The organism is Massilia sp., from assembly GCF_046293535.1.
Taxonomy (GTDB): Bacteria; Pseudomonadota; Gammaproteobacteria; order Burkholderiales; family Burkholderiaceae_D; genus Telluria.
Genome location: NZ_JBKBOV010000014.1, coordinates 62115 through 78778, shown reverse-complemented (window position 1 = coordinate 78778; position 16664 = coordinate 62115). Strand labels below are relative to the sequence as shown.

Below are 16664 nucleotides of genomic sequence, written 5' to 3'. Positions count from 1 at the left end.
AGGTAAAACTTAGTCGAAGACCGGGGTCTCGACGCCGAGGATCTTGTGCAGTTTCGGCGAGGTCGTCGTGTACTGCATGTGGATCTTCTTGTCCGGGAAGATGTAGGGCGCGGCGCCGAAGGCGGCCAGCGCGGCTTCGTGGAAGCCCGACAGGATCAGCTTCTTCTTGCCCGGGTAGGTGTTGATGTCGCCCACGGCGAAGATGCCAGGCACGTTGGTCTCGAACTTCTCGGTATCCATGACCTTGAGCTGCTTGCGCTCGATGTCCAGGCCCCATTCGGCGATCGGGCCCAGCTTCGGCGACAGGCCGAAGAACACCAGCAGCATGTCCAGCGGCACGCGGCGGGTGACGCCGTCGGCGCCGGTGACTTTCACTTCGGAGAGCTTGCCATCGGTTTCGTCGAAACCGGTGACCTGGCCGATGATCAGCTGCATCTCGTACTCGTCGCACAGGGCCTTCATCTTGGCCACCGACGCAGGGGCGGCGCGGAAGTCCTCGCGGCGGTGCAGCAGCACGACCGACTCGGCCTTGCCGACGAAGTTCAGGGCCCAGTCCAGGGCCGAGTCGCCGCCGCCGCAGATGACCAGGTTCTTGCCTTCGAACAGAGCCGGATCCTTCACGCGGTAGAACAGTTGGCTGTTCTCGAACTTCTCGATGCCGTCGACCTTCATGGTGCGCGCCTGGAACGAGCCGACACCGGCGGCGATGAAGATGGTCTTGGTGATGAAACGGGTGCCGGTCGAGGTCTCGACGTTGAAGCGGCTGTCTTCGCGGCGCTGGACGGTGGTGACTTCCTGGCCCAGGTGGAAGGTCGGCTCGAAGGGCTCGATCTGCTTGAGCAGGTTGTCGGTCAGTTCCTGGCCGGTGCACACCGGCACGGCCGGGATGTCGTAGATCGGCTTGTCCGGATACAGTTCAACGCACTGGCCGCCGACGGCCGGCAGCGAATCGATGACGTGGGCCTTGATTTCGAGGAGGCCGAGTTCGAAGACCTGGAACAGGCCGACCGGACCGGCGCCGATGATCACGGCATCGGCTTCGATCGCACCGGCGAACGAGCTGTTGGGAGCGATGGCGCCCGCTTCGTGGGAGGCACTGATAGTCATGCTAAAACTTTCTGTGAGTATGGCTGTAGATGCGTGGGATTGGATGAGACGTGGCCGCTAGTGTGCCATGATTGACGAACCGATGCAGAGAGCGGCCCCGGGCGGGGCCGCTCCTTTCCTGGTCAGCGGGCCAGCTGGCCCAGCTTGTCCTTGACGTCTTTCCACTCGTCCGCGTCTGGCAGGGCTGGCTTGGTCTTGGTGATCGACGGCCAGAAACGCGCCAGGTCCGCGTTCAGCTTGATGAATTGCTGCTGATCCGACGGCACGTCTTCTTCCGCGTAGATCGCGTTCACCGGGCACTCGGCCACGCAGACGGCGCAGTCGATGCACTCGTCGGGATCGATGGCGAGGAAATTCGGGCCTTCCCGGAAACAATCTACCGGGCATACATCGACGCAGTCGGTATAGCGACAACGGATGCACGATTCGGTGACAACGTGGGTCATAACAGTCCTATTGTTTGGTTGAAGTGTCGCGGCGCCTGACGCTGAATCGGCCGGCGGGACTTGCAAAGCACTGTATTTTAGGGCAATTCGGGTTTTCCTACAAATTAGGCTTATACACAATATATATAAGCAAATGTGGACCGTGACGGCGCGTCATGGCGCCCGGGCAGCTTACAGGCTGCCCGGGCGCACGGTCCCGGACCGCTTCCTGCCGCTCATGCCGTGCTGCGCAGGCGATCCAGCAGGGCTTGCCAGTCGCCGCCGCTGCCGTCCTCGCGCAGGAACACGGTGTGGCAGCGTGGTCCGTCCTCGACCGTGATCTCCCAGCGCGGCAGGTCGGCCCCGAGCGGGCAACTGGGCGCGGCCGAGAAGAAGTCGAGCCGTTGCAGGAGGTCTTCGAACCCGCTGCCGTCCGGATGAGAGGTGGTGTCGAGGTCGTAGGCTTCGGCCAGCCCGGCGAAGCCGCCGCAGGCGCGCGCGCTGATCTTCATGCCGACACCGGCACGACCGCGGCGCCCGGCTGGCTGCATTCGCCGAGGCGGCCGTTGGAGGCGCACCAGCGCGCCAGCGCCTGGGCTTCGCTGTCGAGCACCCGGTCCACCCGGTAGTATTCGGGCAGGTTCATGGTGCCGCAGCAGGAACGGCGGTCCTGGCGCGCGCCCGGCTTGTCGCAGACCTTGGGCGCCAGCGGCGCGGCCGGAGGCTGGCTTGCGGCGGCCTCGCCGGGCTGCTCGACCACGTCGCGGCGCGCGAACTGGTTGCGGATGAAGGCGCCATAGATGGCCGGCTTGCCGTCCTCCTCCACGATGCGCAGCATCTGGTTGACCACGTCCACGTAGGTGGCGGCGCTGTCGGGCGCCGCGATCAGGGCGCGCAGCAGCAGCCCGCGCAGGTAGGCGGCCACCCGGTGCAGCACGGCGGCGCAGTCGTCGTGCGTCGGGTTGCGCTCGTAGGCGAACATGTCGGCCAGCACGTCGTACATGGCGCCGGTGAACACCTGCGAGATCGCGTGCACCTGGGTGCCGGCCTGAGCCAGCGTCAGGTCGTTGTCGGCATTGCGCAGCCCCGTGCTGCCGCCCAGCGCCATGCCGAACTGTTCGGCGATGTCGGACAAGTAGGTCTTGTCGTGCAGGTGGGCCTTGGTCTGGGCCACCACCGCCTCGCACTGGTCGAGCTGGGACAGGGCCAGGAAGATCGCGGTCAGGTCGCCGAAGGCTTCGTGCAGGCCGCCGGTCTGGGGCGGGGCATCGGCCAGCAGCCACTGCGGCTTGAGGCCGTCGAGCACGGCGTGCGCGGTCTCGTGGGCCACGATGTCGAAGGAGCGGCAGGTGTAGACCCGGGCCGCTTCCCCGCCTTCGACGCCGTTCGGAATGAAGTCGCCGAACTTCAGGCAGCCCTGGGTGCGGCTGTAGAAGGCGTTCATCACGTTCGGCAGGCCATAGGGATAGACGGCCAGCGGGCGCGTGTCCATGCTGGTGTTCCACTGCCAGGGCAGGGGCATGTCGAGGCCGGCGGCCAGCATCGAGCGCTGGTACATGGTCAGGGTCTGGCGCACCACGGCGAAGGTGTGCACCGCGTCGAACTGCGGGGTGTCCGGCTGGGTGACGAAGTCGCCGAAGACGTTCGGCTCGACCGGGTCGATGCCGGGGCTGCCCGGGGCGATGCGGGCGTCGCGCGGGCCGGCCAGCACCGGGCCGGGCAGGTAGGCGCGGCGGGTGCCGATCTCGCCCACCGACGGGTCCTGCTTCCACATCAGCACGCGAGCGCCGAACGCGTGCGGCAGCGGCGGCGCTTCGAGCGGTTCTTCCTCGGGGTCGGATTCCAGCCTGGGCGCGCCGGATGGCTCGGCGGGCTGCTCGAGCAGCCTGGCGAGGCGGTGCTGCTGCTGGTAGGGGGCGCTGGGCGTGGGGATGAAGCGGACCGGCGGCTGGTCACGGGACGTGTCCAGTTCGTCCGGCAAGAGGGCACCTGGTTCCATGACGGCTCCTTGCGAAATGTCGGGCGGCAGCTCCATGGTCGCGCGCCGGGCGGCGCGGGCATTGACTCGCATCAATTGATTTGGATCGGGACCGGAAACGCTCGCTAGACTGGCCGACTCGGCCGTCAGCTGGCATCATGGCGGACTTTTCTTGCAACAGATTAAGTAAAGGATGACCCAGCATGTCGGAAATTAGCATCGTCCAGGAGCACAACCTGAGCCCGCAAGAGGCGCGCGAGGCCGCCCAGCAGGTGGCGCAGCGGATCGCCACCGAGTATGGCCTGGCGTGCAAGTGGGATGGCGACGTATTGCGCTTCGAGCGCAGCGGCGTGGAAGGGGCGCTCAGCCTGGAAGGCCAGCGTGCGGCGATGCGGATCCGCCTGGGATTCTTCATGGGCGCGTTCGCCCCGGCCATCGAGGCCAAGGTGACGGAGAAGATGCGCAAGGTGTTCGTGCCCGCCTGAGCGCGTCTGACACGCAGGCGGGCCTCCGCCGCCCGGGAGGGCGGCCCCGCCTAGCCCTTCAGTTCTTCGATCAGGTCGATGTACTGCTGCATCGCGTCTTCCTGCGAGGTGCCCTTCAGGGCGGCCCAGGCGTCGTACTTGGCGCGGTTGACGAAATCGGTCATGCCCGGGCGCTCGCCGGTGGCGTCGCCGTTCGCGCCCTGCTTGTACAGCGCGTAGATCTTCAGCAAGGTCATGTTGTCCGGGCGTTCCGGCAGATTCTTGGATTCGGCCTGGGCCTGGGCGAACTGTTCCTGCAAGCTCATGAATACTCCTGTGTTGGTTGCGTTGGCAATGTCGTAAGACGGGGTGGAATCTTAGCGCAGGAGGGGCGCGTTCACCGCCAAACCGGGCGAACTTTAGAGGGGATGCTCGGGGGGAGTAGGGTGGTCGGCTCTGCCGACCGCGCGTTCAAGCAGCGCGTGCGTGGACGCAGCGCGTCCGTCCACCCTACGAAGTCTTAGACCGCCAGCAGTTCGACGTCGAAGATCAGGGTCGCGTTCGGCGGAATCACGCCGCCGGCGCCGCGTGCGCCGTAGCCCAGGCTGGCCGGGATGGTCAGGCGGCGCTGGCCGCCGACCTTCATGCCCTGCACGCCTTCGTCCCAGCCGCGGATCACGTGGCCGGCGCCCAGCGCGAACTGGAACGGGTCGTTGCGGTCCTTGCTCGAATCGAACTTGGCGCCCTGGCTGCCGTCGTCGTTGCGCAGCCAGCCGGTGTAGTGGACGGTGACGTGCTGGCCGGCTTTCGCCTCGGCGCCGCTGCCGGTGACGGTGTCTTCGTATTGCAGGCCGGAATCAGTGGTAATGGTGGACATGGTTTTCCCTGTTGTTCAAGTTGAACGGCGATTGTAGTGCATCGCCCCTGGCCGCGCCAAACGGCAGTCCCGCCGGCCTCCCGCGCACAATTGCGTAGAATGGCGGCATTGACGTCAAGAACAAGGAGCCACGATGCCGCCTCGCCGCCAGCCCGATGTCCGCCCGCGCCGCGAGGCCCTGCCATGAAGGGCGTCGGCACCGCCTACCGGCGCGCGCTGCGCGCCCAGTTCTCGCGCCGCATGCTGTTGCTCTCCGGCGCCCCCCTGGTGCTGACGCTGCTGCTGTGGGGCGCGGTGCTGTGGACCGGCCTGCAGCCGCTGCTGGACTGGCTGCAGGCGACCTTCGCGGAGTACGGCTGGTTCCAGACCAGCGGCAACATGCTGGCCATGCTCGGCCTGGGCATGCTCAAGGTGATGGTGGTGCCGCTGCTGGCGATCGCGCTGCTGCTGCCCCTCATGATCGGCTCGGCGCTGCTGTTCATGGGCGTGATCGCGATGCCGGCGATCGAGCGCCACGTCGGCAGGCAGCAGTACCCCAAGCTGGAACGCAAGGAGGGCGGTTCCTTCGTCGGCAGCGTCGCCATCAACGTCGGCAGCACCACGGTGTTCGCGGTGCTGTGGCTGTTCACGCTGCCGCTGTACGTGGTGCCGCCGCTGGCCTGGCTGGTGCAGGCCTGCCTGTGGGCCTGGGTGACCTCGCGCGTGATGAGCTACGACGCGCTGGCGGCGCATGCCAGCGCCGAGGAACGGCACGAACTGATGCGGCGCCACCGCGGCGCGCTGTGGGGCATCGGCTTCGCTTCCGGCCTGGCGGGGGCCTTGCCCGGGATCGCCTGGATGGGCGGGGCGCTGCTCTCGGTCGTGCTGTTCCCCTTCCTGGCCATGCTGTCGCTGTGGCTGTACGTCATGATCTTCCTGTTCGCCGGGCTGTGGTTCCAGTATTACTGCCTGGGGGCGCTGGAAGAACTGCGCGCCGGCACACAAACCTGAACCAGAGGAGCAACGCATGGCATTCGGCCTGATCGTCATCGGCGACGAAATCCTGTCCGGCAGGCGCCAGGACAAGCATTTTTCGAAAGTGGTGGAACTGCTCGGCGCGCGCGGCCTGCAGCTGGCCTGGGCGCAGTTCGTGGGCGACGATCCGAGCCGCCTGACGGACCTGCTGCGGCGCAGCTTCGCCGGCGGCGACATCGTGTTTTCCTGCGGCGGCATCGGCGCCACGCCCGACGACCATACCCGCCAATGCGCGGCCGCGGCGCTCGGGCTACCCCTGGCGCTGCATCCGGAAGGGCGGCTGAACATCGAGGAGCGCATCCGCGAGACCGCGCGCGAGGCGGGCCAGGAAGCAGACCTGGGGGCGCCCGAGAACCTGCAGCGCCTCAAGATGGCCGAGTTTCCGCGAGGGGCAAGCCTGATCCCGAATCCCTACAACCGCATCGCGGGTTTCAGTATCGGCGCTCACCATTTCGTGCCCGGTTTCCCGGTCATGGCCTGGCCCATGATCGAATGGGTGCTCGATACCCACTATCCGCATTTATTTCACGCCAGTGTGCACCTGGAGCGCTCGCTGATCGTTTATGAACAGGCGGAGGCGTCGCTGACCCCGCTGATGGAGGCGCTGGAGCGCGATTATCCCGGACTGCGGGTGTTCAGCCTGCCGAGCGTGGGCGACGCCCAGACCCGGCGCCACATCGAATTGGGGGTGAAGGGTGCGCCTGCGCAGGTGGAGCCTGCCTTCCTTGCCATGCAGACAGAACTGCAGCGCCGCGGGGCCGAATTCCGGCCTTTGTAGGACTGCATGCCGTCCTGCTAACTCAGCCGTTGTTTTTTTGCGAAAATACATCGCGCGCATCAAAATTGTTAAACCGCGTCTCGCGCGGGTCTTGTTGATGTGGTGGAATGATACCTGTGGAGGTGCAATCCTGAGTGAGTTTGCACCGCGCATTTTTGCAGACTGACGAGGACCCAATCACTCGAACACACCAGGGCAAGGATGGCGGGCAGGTTGCAGGGATTGAGCACGAATTGATTCGAACCAGTTGAGCCATCATGGAAAGTATTCGCCGCATCGAGCGGCCCAGTAATGTCATACGCGCGCTAGGCGAGTGGTTGCGGCGCACAGCCCAGGCCATGTCCGGCGGCGCACCCGTACTCGCGTCCGCGGGCGGCAACGATGTCCCCCTGTACGAAGCCTATCCGCACCTGGCTGCGGGCGGTGGTGCGCCCGGCGGCGCGCCCCTGCCGCCGCCCGAGCGTCCCGAGGGCGGTCCCGAAGGAGCGCCCGAGCCGGCGCCGCGCAAGCGCCGCTGGAAGCCCTGGTTCTACCTTGTCGTCCTGATCCTGCTGGTGCTGCTGGGCGGCTGGGGCGCGCTCGAGATGCGCACCTCGCGCCTGCAGGCGAAGATCTTCGCCGGGATGGCCGCCGACCTCACCTATCGCATGGAGAAGGGGCCGAGCGACGCGATCCGCTTCCCGGCCGCCAGCCCCTTCGACACCCGCCTGGGCTACGCCGGCATGCCGGCCTACCTCGAGAAGCTGCAGTCGCGCGGCTATCACATCGAGGCCCAGGCCCGCATGTCGCCCAAGATGGTGGAGTTCGCCGACCGCGGCCTGTACGCCACCTACCACGAGAAGACCAAGGTCGGCCTCGAGATCCTCGACTGCCGCGCGCAGCCGATGTTCGCCTCGCGCTTCCCCGAGCGCTTCTACCACAAGTTCGAGGATGCGCCCTCGCTGCTGGTGCAAAGCCTGCTGTTCATCGAGAACCGCGAGCTGCTCGACCCAAGCTACCCGCACCGCAACCCGGCGGTCGAATGGGACCGCTTCTCGAAAGCGGTGTTCGACAAGACCCTGAGCAGCATCGGCCTGGGCGGCGGCGGGCGCGTGGCCGGCGGCTCCACGCTCGCGACCCAGATCGAGAAGTACCGCCACTCGCCGGAAGGGCGCACCGGTTCGCTGCAGGACAAGATGATCCAGATGGCCTCGGCCACGCTGCGCGCCTACCAGGACGGCGAAGACACCACCAAGGCGCGGCGCCAGATCGTGCTCGACTACCTGAACACCGTGCCGCTGTCGGCCAAGCCGGGGTATGGCGAAGTCAATGGCATCGGCGATGGGCTCTGGGTCTGGTACGGACGCGACTTCGACAAGACCAGCGCCATGCTGCGCGGCCCGATGAACAGCGTCGAGGCCGTGACCGCCTACAAGGAAGCGCTGTCCCTGATGATCGCGCAGCGCCGCCCCGCCTATTACCTGGGCGCCGGCGAACACGATCTCGAAACCCTCACCAACAGCCACCTGCGCGTGCTGGCCCAGGCCGGCGTGATCTCGCCGCAGCTGCGCGACGCCGCACTGAAAGTGGCGCTGCATCCGGCCCAGGGCTCGGGCGTGGCGCCGCCGGGCGCCGACGCCTTCGTCTCGCGCAAGGCCGCCAACGCGGTGCGCAACCACCTCGGCTACCTGGTGGGCGATTCGCGCCTGTACAACCTCGACCGCCTCGACCTGTCGGTGGTGTCGACCCTCGACTCCCAGGTGCAGCAGGCCGTCACCGACGTGCTGCGCAAGCTGTCCGACGCCGAGCAGGCGAAAGCGGCCGGCCTGACCGGCAAGGGCATGCTCGGCAACGGCGACCCGGCCCAGGTGGTGTACAGCTTCACCTTGTATGAGCGCGGCGAGCACGTCAACTACCTGCGGGTCCAGACCGACAACTACGACCAGCCGCTCGACATCAACGAAGGCGCCAAGCTCGATCTCGGCTCCACCGCCAAGCTGCGCACCCTGGTGACCTACCTCGACATCGTCGACCAGCTGCACAAGCGCTTCGAGCCGATGGACGAGATCGGCCTGATGGGCGTCGAAATCGACGCCAAGGACCGCATGTCGCAGTGGGCGCTGGACTACTTCCGCACCCTGCCTCGGGGCGCCGACCGCGGCCTGGCGCCGATGCTGGCGGCGGCGATGGAGCGCAAGTACTCGGCCAATCCGGGCGAAGCCTTCTTCACCGGCGGCGGCATCCACACCTTCGGCAACTTCAGCCGGCTGGACAACAGCAAGATCATGACGGTCACCGAGGCGCTGCGCAGCTCGACCAACCTGGTCTTCGTGCGCATGATGCGCGACGTGGTGCGCTACTACATGTTCCAGCTGCCGGGCTCCTCGGCCCAGCTGCTGGCCGATGCCGACGATCCGCGCCGCGCCGTCTACCTGGCCCGCTTTGCCGACAACGAAGGCAAGGTCTTCCTGGCCAAGTTCTGGAACAAGTACAAGGGCAAGACGCCGCAGGAGATCGAGGCGCTGCTGTTCTCGGGCGTGCGTCCGCTGGCCTCCAAGCTGGCCGCCGCCCACCGCACCGTATTCCCGGGCGCCAGCATGGCGCAGTTCGGCGCCTTCATCGACAAGGCGCTGCCGGATTCGCACGACATGGACCCGGACCGCATCCCCAAGATGTACGAGATGTACGATCCGAAGAACATGACGCTGGCCGACCGCGGCTACGTGGCCTCGGTGCACCCGCTGGAACTCTGGCTGGCGGGCTACCTGATCACGCATCCCAAGGCCGGCTGGACCGAAGTCACCAACGCCAGCGTCAAGGAGCGCCAGGAAGTCTATTCCTGGCTGTTCAAGACCCATCGCAAGCATGCCCAGGACAAGCGCATCGCCGGCCTGATCGAGGTCGAGGCCTTCCTGAAGATCCACGCGCAGTGGAAGAAGATGGGTTATCCGTTCGACTCGCTGGTGCCGTCCTACGCCACCACGCTGGGCGCCTCGGCCGACCGTCCGGCCGCGCTGGCCGAACTGATGGGCATCATCGTCAACGGCGGCGTGCGCAAACCCGTCGAGCGCATCGACTCGCTGCACTTCGCCAAGGACACGCCCTACGAAACCCTGGTCAAGCGCACCAAGGGCGGCGGCAAGGAGCAGGTCCTGGCGCCCGAAGTGGCGCGCGCCGTCGCCGATGCGATCCAGGGCGTGGTCAGCGACGGCACCGCCAAGCGCGTCAAGACCGCCTTCGTGCAGTCCGACGGCAGCGTGATCGCGGTGGGCGGCAAGACCGGCACCGGCGACCAGCGCTTCGAAGTGTATGCGCGCGGCGGCCGCGTGATCGAGTCGCGCTTCGTGAACCGCTCGGCCACTTTCGTCTTCAACATCGGCGAACGCTACTTCGGCAGCATGACCGCCTACGTGGCGGGCCCGCAGTCGGGCGACTACGACTTCACCAGCGCGCTGCCGGTGCAGCTGCTGTCCAACCTGGCGCCGAGCCTGATGCCGATGATCGAGCCGCCCGCGGGCAGCATCGCCGCGCAGCGCCAGTGCGTCCGTTGAAGGGGCAGGCTGACGCTTCCGGTGAGATAAAGCGTGGCGCGCGGGTTGCCTCCGTCATGCGCGCCATGACGCGCGTGCGCCAGTTCAGCATCGTGTCCCTGCGCGACCTGCTGGTCGCCAGCGGGCCGACGCTGCTGGCGGCGATCGCGGTGGCGGTGCTGGCCTACATCTGGGTCGACCCGGCGCCGCCGCGCCAATTCTCAATGGCCACCGGCCAGTTCAACAGCGCCTACGAGGAATTCGGCCGCCAGTACGCCGCCCGGCTGGCGCGCGACGAGATCAAGCTGAGCCTCCAGCCCTCGCTCGGCTCGCATGAGAACCTGGAGCGCCTCGTCGACGGCAAGGTGGACGTCGCCTTCGTGCAGAGCGGCTCGACCGCGGAGGGGGAAGCGGAGCGCGCCGGCCTGGTGTCGCTGGGCAGCCTGTTCACCGAACCGGTATGGCTGTTCCTGCGCGAAGGGGCGAAGGTGGCGCACCTGACCGATCTGAAGGGAAAACGCATCAACCTGGGCCCGGAAGGCACCGGCGTGCCGCGCCTGTTCCGCCAGGTGCTGGCCGCGAACGGCATCGAGCCGGACCAGCTGCAGATCGGCGCGCTGGAAAACACCCCGGCCACGGTGGAGCTGCTGGCGGGCCGCATCGACGGACTGGTGTTCAGCTCCGCGCCGGAAGCGCCCTTGATCCAGATGCTGCTGCAGACCCCGGGCATCCGGTTGTTCAACTTCACCCAGGCCGACGCCTACACGCGCCGCCTGCCTTTCCTCACCCACGTGGTCCTGCCGCGCGGGATCGTCGACCTCGGGCGCGACATCCCGGCCCAGGACTACCACCTGATCGCCCCCACCGCCACCCTGGTAGCGAGGGAAGACCTGCATCCGGCCCTGGTGGGCCTCTTGGTGAAGTCGGCCGGCGAGATCCACGGCAAGGCGGGGTGGTTCCAGCAGCAGGGCCAGTTCCCGTCGCCGAAGTACACCGAGATCCCGGTGGCGCGCGAAGCGGAGCGCTACTACCGCGACGGCCCGCCTTTCCTGCAGCGCTACCTGCGCTTCTGGCTCGCCAACCTGTTCGAACGCCTATGGGTGGTCGTGGTGGCGCTGGCGGCGCTCCTGATCCCGCTGTCGAGGATCGTCCCGCCGATCTACGTGTGGCGCGTGCGTTCGCGCGTGTACCGCTGGTACGGCGAGCTGCGCAAGGTGGAACAGGAACTGGAAGCGATTGCGCTTGACGACCGGGAAGCCGCGCGTGCCGGTCTTCTGCTGCGCCTCGACGACATCGAGGAGCGCGTCAACCACATCTCGATCCCGCTCGCCTACGCGGAAGAGCTGTACCGGCTGCGCAGCCACATCAACTTCGTGCGCGAGCGGGTGCGCGGCACCATCGACCGGCACGGCTTCGCAGTGCCCCAAAAAGGCTAGTGCGGGAATAGCAATTTTTCTCGCGGAAACGGATTACACTGGCGCCTTTGTCCCGAACTCGAAAGAAGCCATGATCCGTCGTCCGTTGTCCGCCCTCACCCTGGGTGTGATGCTGGCCTGCAGCGCAGGTACGCATGCCGCCACCCAATCCGCCGCACCCGATGCACCGGCCAAGGCGCGCAACCCGCGCGAAGCCTATACCAAGTACGAATACCGCATTCCCATGCGCGACGGCGTGAAGCTGTTCACGACGGTTTACGTACCCAAGGACAGCTCCAAGCCCTATCCCTTCCTGATGCAGCGCACCCCCTACAGCGCGGGCGTGGTCGCGCAGGGTGAACTGCGCTACGGCGTGGACTGGTTCCCCGAGGCGCTCAGCCCCTCGCGCGAACTGGAGGAGTCCGGCTACATCTTCGTGACGCAGGACGTGCGCGGGCGCTACATGTCGGAGGGCAGCTGGCAGGAGATGACGCCGCATGCCAAGGCCAAGCGCTTGAAGGGCGAAGGCCAGGAAAGCGAGGACATGCACGACACCGTGGAATGGCTGCTCAAGCACATCCCGAACAACAATGGGCGGGTCGGCATCTGGGGCATCAGCTACCCGGGCTTCTACACGGCGGCGAGCATCATCGATTCGCACCCGGCGATCAAGGCCGCGTCCCCGCAGGCGCCGATCGCCGACCTGTACATGGGCGACGACTCCTACCACGGCGGCGCCTTCATGCTGTCGGCGAACTTCGATTTTTATTCTTCCTTCCTGCCGCAGAAGAATCCGACCACGGGCAACAAGGAGCGTTCGCGCTTCGCCTACGGCGAGGCGGACGCCTACGATTTCTTCCTGAAGCGCCTGACGATGGAGAACATCCTCGCCAGCATGAGCGCCGAGCAGCGCGAGCTGCTCGAGCCGACCATCGTGCACGACACCTACGACGAGTTCTGGCGCTCGCGCGCCATCACGCCGCACATGAAGAACGTCAAGGCGGCTGTGCTGACCGTGGGCGGCTGGTTCGATGCGGAAGACCCGGCCGGGCCGTTCGCGATCTACAAGGCGGTGGGCAAGTACAACCTGGGCACCCCGAACGCGCTGGTGATGGGCCCCTGGGTGCATGGCGGCTGGGCGCGCAGCGACGGCGCGCGCCTCGGCCATGTCAGCTTCGACGCCAAGACCAGTGAGTACTTCCGCCGCGAGATCCAGTTCCCCTTCTTCGAGCAGCACCTGAAGGGCGTGAAGCCGGCGCGCGCATTGCCCGCGGTGACGGCGTTCGAAACCGGCACCAACGTCTGGCGCAGCTATGCCGCCTGGCCGCCGGCTCCGGCGAAAGTGCGCAGCCTGTACTTCGGTCCGAACGGCACGCTGTCGTGGCAGCAGCCCGCCGCTTCCGGTGCCGGCTACGACGAGTATGTCGCCGACCCGAGGAAGCCCGTGCCTTTCATCGGCTACCCGGCCACCGGCGTCCCCCGCGAATACATGGTGTCGGACCAGCGCTTCGCCGCCACCCGGCCCGACGTGCTGGTGTACCAGAGCGAGGTGCTGGAAGAAGACGTGACGGTGGTCGGTTCCGTGGTGCCGAAGCTGTTCGTGTCGACCACCGGCACCGACGCCGACTGGGTGGTCAAGCTGATCGACGTCTACCCGAGCGAGTACCCGACCCCGGCGGTCGAACGCAAGGGCAACGACGTCGCGCCGCCGAGCCTGAACCTGGGCGGCTACCAGCAGCTGGTGCGCGGCAATCCGCTGCGCGGCAAGTTCCGCAACAGCTTCGAGAAGCCCGAGCCTTTCGTCCCGGGCAAGCAGGAAGCGATCAGCTTCGACATCGGCGAAGTGAACCACACCTTCCGGCGCGGCCACCGCATCATGGTGCAGGTGCAGAGTTCGTGGTTCCCGCTGATCGACCTGAACCCGCAGACCTTCACCCACATCCCGAAGGCCAAGCCTGAGGATTTCAAGAAGGCGACCCAGCGCGTGTACCGCGCGCCGGGGGCGGCATCTAGCCTGCAATTGATGGTGATGCCGGCTAACTGATCCGCGCTTTGCGGCGCGGGCGCCGTCCGCGTTCGTGCCACGGCCGCGCGCCGGGGAGGAGGGCGGCGCGCACGGCGCGCCGGATCGTCGTCGCGGGAATCAGGTCGGCGGCCAGCTTGCGCAGGTGTGCCGCTTCCTGGCCGCGTCCGCGGCCCTCGAGCACGGTCAGCACTTCGCGCACGGGGTCCACGTACAGCCTGATGTCGCTGGCAATGATGGGCGCGCGGGTGAAGCGCCTGCCGCGCCGGCCGGCGAAGTCCGCGTTCAGGAAGGCGGCGCGGCGGCGCACGTCGCGCTCGGGGTCGGGCAACAGGCGTTCGGCCAGCGCGTAATCCTTGGCGGTGATGATGGCGGTCAGCGCCACGCCGGCACAGGCTTGCGCCAGCGCCGGATCAACCCGTTCGAGTTCGACGAACAGGGCATGGGTCCGCTCTTGTCGATCCAGCACCCGGTGGATCGCATTGACGTCGATGAACAGATGGCGGTTGCCGCGGCCCGCCAGGAGCAGCGCCGTGTCGCGCGCGCATACCGCCTCGAGCGCGGCGCGCGCTGGCGGATAGACGGCGCCCAGCCTGGCCCAGGCGTGGAGTGAGTACGACAGGCGCACGCCGGCCCAGGAGCGGCATTCTTGCAGCGCGTGGTCGTGCAACCATTCGAATTCGCGCAGTGCCTCCTCGTGCCGGCCGAGGCGCGCCAGGTCGTAGGCGGCGCCGAAGCGCGCTTGCACGTCCATCCTCAAGCCCCGATCCAGGGCAGTCCGGCCTTGCACCAGCCGCCGACCGTCTTGCGGTGCCCCTCGGCATCGCGGTCGCCCTCGAAACCTTCCAGGATGTCGTAGGACTCGGCAAAGCCATGCTCGGTGGCGACGCGCGCGCTGTGGCGCGAGCGCACCCCCGAGCGGCACAGGAACAGCAGCACCTCGTCCTTGCGCGCCACCTGCTCGAGCTGCGCACCGAATGCGGGATTCGGGGCGCCGCCCGGATAGGTGGCCCATTGCACCGCGACGTGCTGGGCGTCGGGAATCGCCACCCGCCCGACCCAGTCGCGTTCGGCATTGGTGCGCACGTCGACCAGTTTCACGCGCGGGTCGCTGCGCAGAAGCGCGAAGGCTTCCTCGGGCGTGACCGCGCCGGCATAGGGCTGGCCGCCGGCGCGCTGGCGGGCTTGGGCAAGGATGGTCTCGGTAGTCGTCATGATGTGATCCGTTTTGAACAAGAAAAGTCGATGCACCAACTTGGTTCGGTGTATCCTGCGCTGCGATGGTGCACCGGCGCCACAAGCGCACCAAGATGGTGCGCCGGCGCGCCGCTCGATCATGCAGTGTTTCGAGGATTGTAGGCCGCAGTTCAGCGATTTCCAACGAAGCATTGTGCATTTGTTCATAACGGCAGCTTGGCACGGTTCATGCTTTGATGTACGGCAAGTTGCCCGCTGCGAGGCTTTCCAGCGCGGCACCCCCTTTTCACTCAGGAGATACGAATGGCAAAGACGGCTGCAGACGTAATTCAACTCATCAAAGACAACGAAGTGAAATTCGTTGACCTGCGCTTTGCGGATACCCGCGGCAAGGAGCAGCACGTGACCGTCCCCGTGTCGCACTTCGACGAAGACAAGTTCGAGTCGGGCCACGCCTTCGACGGTTCGTCGATCGCCGGCTGGAAGGGCATCGAAGCGTCGGACATGCTGCTGCTGCCGGACCCGAGCACCGCCAACATCGATCCGTTCATGGAAGAGACCACCCTGTTCATGCAGTGCGACGTGATCGAACCGTCGGACGGCAAGGGCTACGACCGTGACCCGCGCTCGATCGCCAAGCGCGCCGAAGCCTACCTGAAGTCCTCGGGCGTGGGCGACACCGCCTTCTTCGGCCCCGAACCGGAATTCTTCATCTTCGATTCGATCCGCTGGAAGATCGACATGTCGGGCTGCTTCGTGAAGATCGATTCGGACGAAGCGTCCTGGTCGACCGACCGGGAAATCGAAGGCGGCAACAGCGGCCACCGTCCGACCGTCAAGGGCGGCTACTTCCCGGTCCCGCCGGTCGACAGCTTCCAGGACATGCGCTCGGAAATGTGCCTGATCCTCGAATCGATGGGCATTCCGGTCGAAGTGCACCACCATGAAGTGGCCGGCGCCGGCCAGAACGAAATCGGCACCCGCTTCTCGACCCTGGTCGAGCGCGCCGACTGGACCCAGAACATGAAGTACGTAATCTGGAACGTGGCCCACAGCTACGGCAAGACCGCGACCTTCATGCCCAAGCCGATGAACGGCGACAACGGCTCGGGCATGCATGTGCACCAGTCGATCTGGAAGGACGGCAAGAACCTGTTCGCCGGCGACGGCTATGCCGGCCTGTCGGACACCGCGCTGTTCTACATCGGCGGCATCATCAAGCACGCGCGCGCCCTGAACGCGATCACCAATCCGGGCACCAACTCGTACAAGCGCCTGGTGCCAGGCTACGAAGCCCCGGTCAAGCTGGCCTACTCGGCCAAGAACCGCTCGGCCTCGATCCGTATCCCGCACGTGGCCAACCCGAAAGGCCGCCGCGTCGAAGTGCGCTTCCCGGACCCGCTGGCCAACGTCTACCTGTGCTTCGCCGCCCTCCTGATGGCCGGCCTGGACGGCATCCAGAACAAGATCCATCCGGGCGAAGCCGCGACCAAGGACCTGTACCACCTGCCGCCGGAAGAAGACAAGCTGATCCCGACCGTGTGCGCCTCGCTGGAGGAAGCGCTGGAAGCCCTGGACAAGGACCGCGAGTTCCTGACCCGCGGCGGCGTGTTCAGCGACGCCATGATCGACGCCTACATCGACCTGAAGATGCAGGAAGTGCAGCGCCTGCGCATGACCCCGCACCCGGCCGAATTCGACATGTACTACTCGTCGTAATCAAGAGGTCAACAGAACCGTTGCGCTCATGCATCACCGGGCGTCAGGGTCTGTAACAAAGGCGGGGAAAGCGAGGGCTTTCCCCGCCTTTTTTCATCCTTGCTGTACACTCGGGCCGGACTACAATGCGTGCACGTTTATTGTGCAGACTGATTTCT

General features: G+C 66.5%; 15 protein-coding genes. 7 read left to right on the top strand and 8 right to left on the bottom strand.

All coding sequences use genetic code 11. The annotated features are described in order from the left end of the window. Positions 1-9: 9 nt before the first annotated feature. The 4 genes from ACK4S9_RS10245 to ACK4S9_RS10230 all read right to left on the bottom strand — a co-directional run bounded on the left by ACK4S9_RS10245 (position 10) and on the right by ACK4S9_RS10230 (position 3531). Positions 10-1107 carry an NAD(P)/FAD-dependent oxidoreductase gene (locus tag ACK4S9_RS10245; RefSeq protein WP_036211948.1) on the bottom strand — a complete coding sequence of 366 codons (1098 nt, stop codon included), beginning with the start codon at positions 1105-1107 and terminating at the stop codon, positions 10-12. 122 nt (positions 1108-1229) lie between these two features. Further along, complete coding sequence (gene fdxA / locus ACK4S9_RS10240) at positions 1230-1553, bottom strand: ferredoxin FdxA (protein ID WP_409725037.1); 324 nt, start codon at positions 1551-1553, stop codon at positions 1230-1232. A 215-nt stretch (positions 1554-1768) separates the two neighbouring features. After that, positions 1769-2044 (bottom strand): protealysin inhibitor emfourin, encoded by a 276-nt coding sequence (locus tag ACK4S9_RS10235; RefSeq protein WP_409725034.1) that lies wholly within the window; start codon positions 2042-2044, stop codon positions 1769-1771. Further along, entirely contained in the window at positions 2041-3531 is a 1491-nt protein-coding gene (locus tag ACK4S9_RS10230) for a hypothetical protein (protein ID WP_409725032.1), read from the bottom strand. The genes ACK4S9_RS10235 and ACK4S9_RS10230 overlap by 4 nt, the downstream gene beginning before the upstream one ends. A 182-nt stretch (positions 3532-3713) precedes the next feature. Here ACK4S9_RS10230 and ACK4S9_RS10225 point away from each other — a divergent pair, with 182 nt between their 5' ends. Continuing rightward, positions 3714-3995: a polyhydroxyalkanoic acid system family protein gene (locus ACK4S9_RS10225; protein WP_027865904.1), complete on the top strand. Its 282-nt coding sequence runs from the start codon at positions 3714-3716 to the stop codon at positions 3993-3995. Between the two features lie 50 nt (positions 3996-4045). On the opposite strand, the gene ACK4S9_RS10220 is transcribed toward ACK4S9_RS10225, so the two are convergent. Both ACK4S9_RS10220 and ACK4S9_RS10215 read right to left on the bottom strand, forming a co-directional pair. Continuing rightward, positions 4046-4300 (bottom strand): acyl-CoA-binding protein, encoded by a 255-nt coding sequence (locus ACK4S9_RS10220; RefSeq protein ID WP_409725028.1) that lies wholly within the window; start codon positions 4298-4300, stop codon positions 4046-4048. Between the two features lie 194 nt (positions 4301-4494). Beyond that, the gene (locus ACK4S9_RS10215; protein ID WP_258828122.1) at positions 4495-4851 is read right to left on the bottom strand and encodes an FKBP-type peptidyl-prolyl cis-trans isomerase; all 357 of its coding nucleotides are present in this window, start codon (positions 4849-4851) and stop codon (positions 4495-4497) included. A 183-nt stretch (positions 4852-5034) separates the two neighbouring features. Between ACK4S9_RS10215 and ACK4S9_RS10210 the strand changes: the two genes are divergently transcribed. The 5 genes from ACK4S9_RS10210 (at position 5035) to ACK4S9_RS10190 (ending at position 13611) form a co-directional block, all read left to right on the top strand. Then, positions 5035-5841, top strand: coding sequence for an EI24 domain-containing protein (locus ACK4S9_RS10210; protein ID WP_409725025.1), 807 nt, complete (start codon positions 5035-5037; stop codon positions 5839-5841). A 16-nt stretch (positions 5842-5857) separates the two neighbouring features. After that, positions 5858-6643, top strand: coding sequence for a competence/damage-inducible protein A (locus ACK4S9_RS10205; RefSeq protein ID WP_409725023.1), 786 nt, complete (start codon positions 5858-5860; stop codon positions 6641-6643). Between the two features lie 338 nt (positions 6644-6981). Further along, positions 6982-10173: a transglycosylase domain-containing protein gene (locus ACK4S9_RS10200; protein ID WP_409725101.1), complete on the top strand. Its 3192-nt coding sequence runs from the start codon at positions 6982-6984 to the stop codon at positions 10171-10173. Between the two features lie 65 nt (positions 10174-10238). After that, the gene (locus ACK4S9_RS10195; RefSeq protein WP_409725098.1) at positions 10239-11588 is read left to right on the top strand and encodes a TAXI family TRAP transporter solute-binding subunit; all 1350 of its coding nucleotides are present in this window, start codon (positions 10239-10241) and stop codon (positions 11586-11588) included. Positions 11589-11658: 70 nt separating this feature from the next. Next, the gene (locus ACK4S9_RS10190) at positions 11659-13611 is read left to right on the top strand and encodes a CocE/NonD family hydrolase (protein WP_409725020.1); all 1953 of its coding nucleotides are present in this window, start codon (positions 11659-11661) and stop codon (positions 13609-13611) included. Here the strand turns inward: ACK4S9_RS10190 and ACK4S9_RS10185 are convergent. Together ACK4S9_RS10185 and ACK4S9_RS10180 are read right to left on the bottom strand one after the other, a co-directional pair. Continuing rightward, positions 13604-14344 (bottom strand): hypothetical protein, encoded by a 741-nt coding sequence (locus ACK4S9_RS10185; protein WP_409725018.1) that lies wholly within the window; start codon positions 14342-14344, stop codon positions 13604-13606. The genes ACK4S9_RS10190 and ACK4S9_RS10185 overlap by 8 nt on opposite strands. Before the next feature lie 2 nt (positions 14345-14346). Further along, a complete protein-coding gene (locus tag ACK4S9_RS10180; protein WP_409725015.1) occupies positions 14347-14805 on the bottom strand; it encodes a rhodanese-like domain-containing protein in 459 nt (152 codons plus the stop codon). A gap of 285 nt (positions 14806-15090) precedes the next feature. Between ACK4S9_RS10180 and glnA the strand changes: the two genes are divergently transcribed. Then, positions 15091-16506 carry a type I glutamate--ammonia ligase gene (glnA, locus tag ACK4S9_RS10175; RefSeq protein WP_409725012.1) on the top strand — a complete coding sequence of 472 codons (1416 nt, stop codon included), beginning with the start codon at positions 15091-15093 and terminating at the stop codon, positions 16504-16506. The last annotated feature ends 158 nt before the right edge of the window (positions 16507-16664 follow it).

What these genes read in the sequence shown, in the direction of transcription:
- ACK4S9_RS10190 (WP_409725020.1), top strand. Translation starts at nt 11,659, where the DNA reads ATGATCCGTCGTCCGTTGTCCGCCCTCACCCTGGGTGTGATGCTGGCC.
- ACK4S9_RS10200 (WP_409725101.1), top strand. Translation starts at nt 6,982, where the DNA reads ATGTCCGGCGGCGCACCCGTACTCGCGTCCGCGGGCGGCAACGATGTC.
- ACK4S9_RS10230 (WP_409725032.1), bottom strand. Translation starts at nt 3,531, where the DNA reads ATGGAACCAGGTGCCCTCTTGCCGGACGAACTGGACACGTCCCGTGAC.
- ACK4S9_RS10205 (WP_409725023.1), top strand. Translation starts at nt 5,858, where the DNA reads ATGGCATTCGGCCTGATCGTCATCGGCGACGAAATCCTGTCCGGCAGG.
- glnA (WP_409725012.1), top strand. Translation starts at nt 15,091, where the DNA reads ATGGCAAAGACGGCTGCAGACGTAATTCAACTCATCAAAGACAACGAA.
- ACK4S9_RS10245 (WP_036211948.1), bottom strand. Translation starts at nt 1,107, where the DNA reads ATGACTATCAGTGCCTCCCACGAAGCGGGCGCCATCGCTCCCAACAGC.
- ACK4S9_RS10180 (WP_409725015.1), bottom strand. Translation starts at nt 14,805, where the DNA reads ATGACGACTACCGAGACCATCCTTGCCCAAGCCCGCCAGCGCGCCGGC.
- ACK4S9_RS10210 (WP_409725025.1), top strand. Translation starts at nt 5,035, where the DNA reads ATGAAGGGCGTCGGCACCGCCTACCGGCGCGCGCTGCGCGCCCAGTTC.
- ACK4S9_RS10195 (WP_409725098.1), top strand. Translation starts at nt 10,239, where the DNA reads ATGACGCGCGTGCGCCAGTTCAGCATCGTGTCCCTGCGCGACCTGCTG.
- fdxA (WP_409725037.1), bottom strand. Translation starts at nt 1,553, where the DNA reads ATGACCCACGTTGTCACCGAATCGTGCATCCGTTGTCGCTATACCGAC.
- ACK4S9_RS10235 (WP_409725034.1), bottom strand. Translation starts at nt 2,044, where the DNA reads ATGAAGATCAGCGCGCGCGCCTGCGGCGGCTTCGCCGGGCTGGCCGAA.
- ACK4S9_RS10215 (WP_258828122.1), bottom strand. Translation starts at nt 4,851, where the DNA reads ATGTCCACCATTACCACTGATTCCGGCCTGCAATACGAAGACACCGTC.
- ACK4S9_RS10220 (WP_409725028.1), bottom strand. Translation starts at nt 4,300, where the DNA reads ATGAGCTTGCAGGAACAGTTCGCCCAGGCCCAGGCCGAATCCAAGAAT.
- ACK4S9_RS10225 (WP_027865904.1), top strand. Translation starts at nt 3,714, where the DNA reads ATGTCGGAAATTAGCATCGTCCAGGAGCACAACCTGAGCCCGCAAGAG.
- ACK4S9_RS10185 (WP_409725018.1), bottom strand. Translation starts at nt 14,344, where the DNA reads ATGGACGTGCAAGCGCGCTTCGGCGCCGCCTACGACCTGGCGCGCCTC.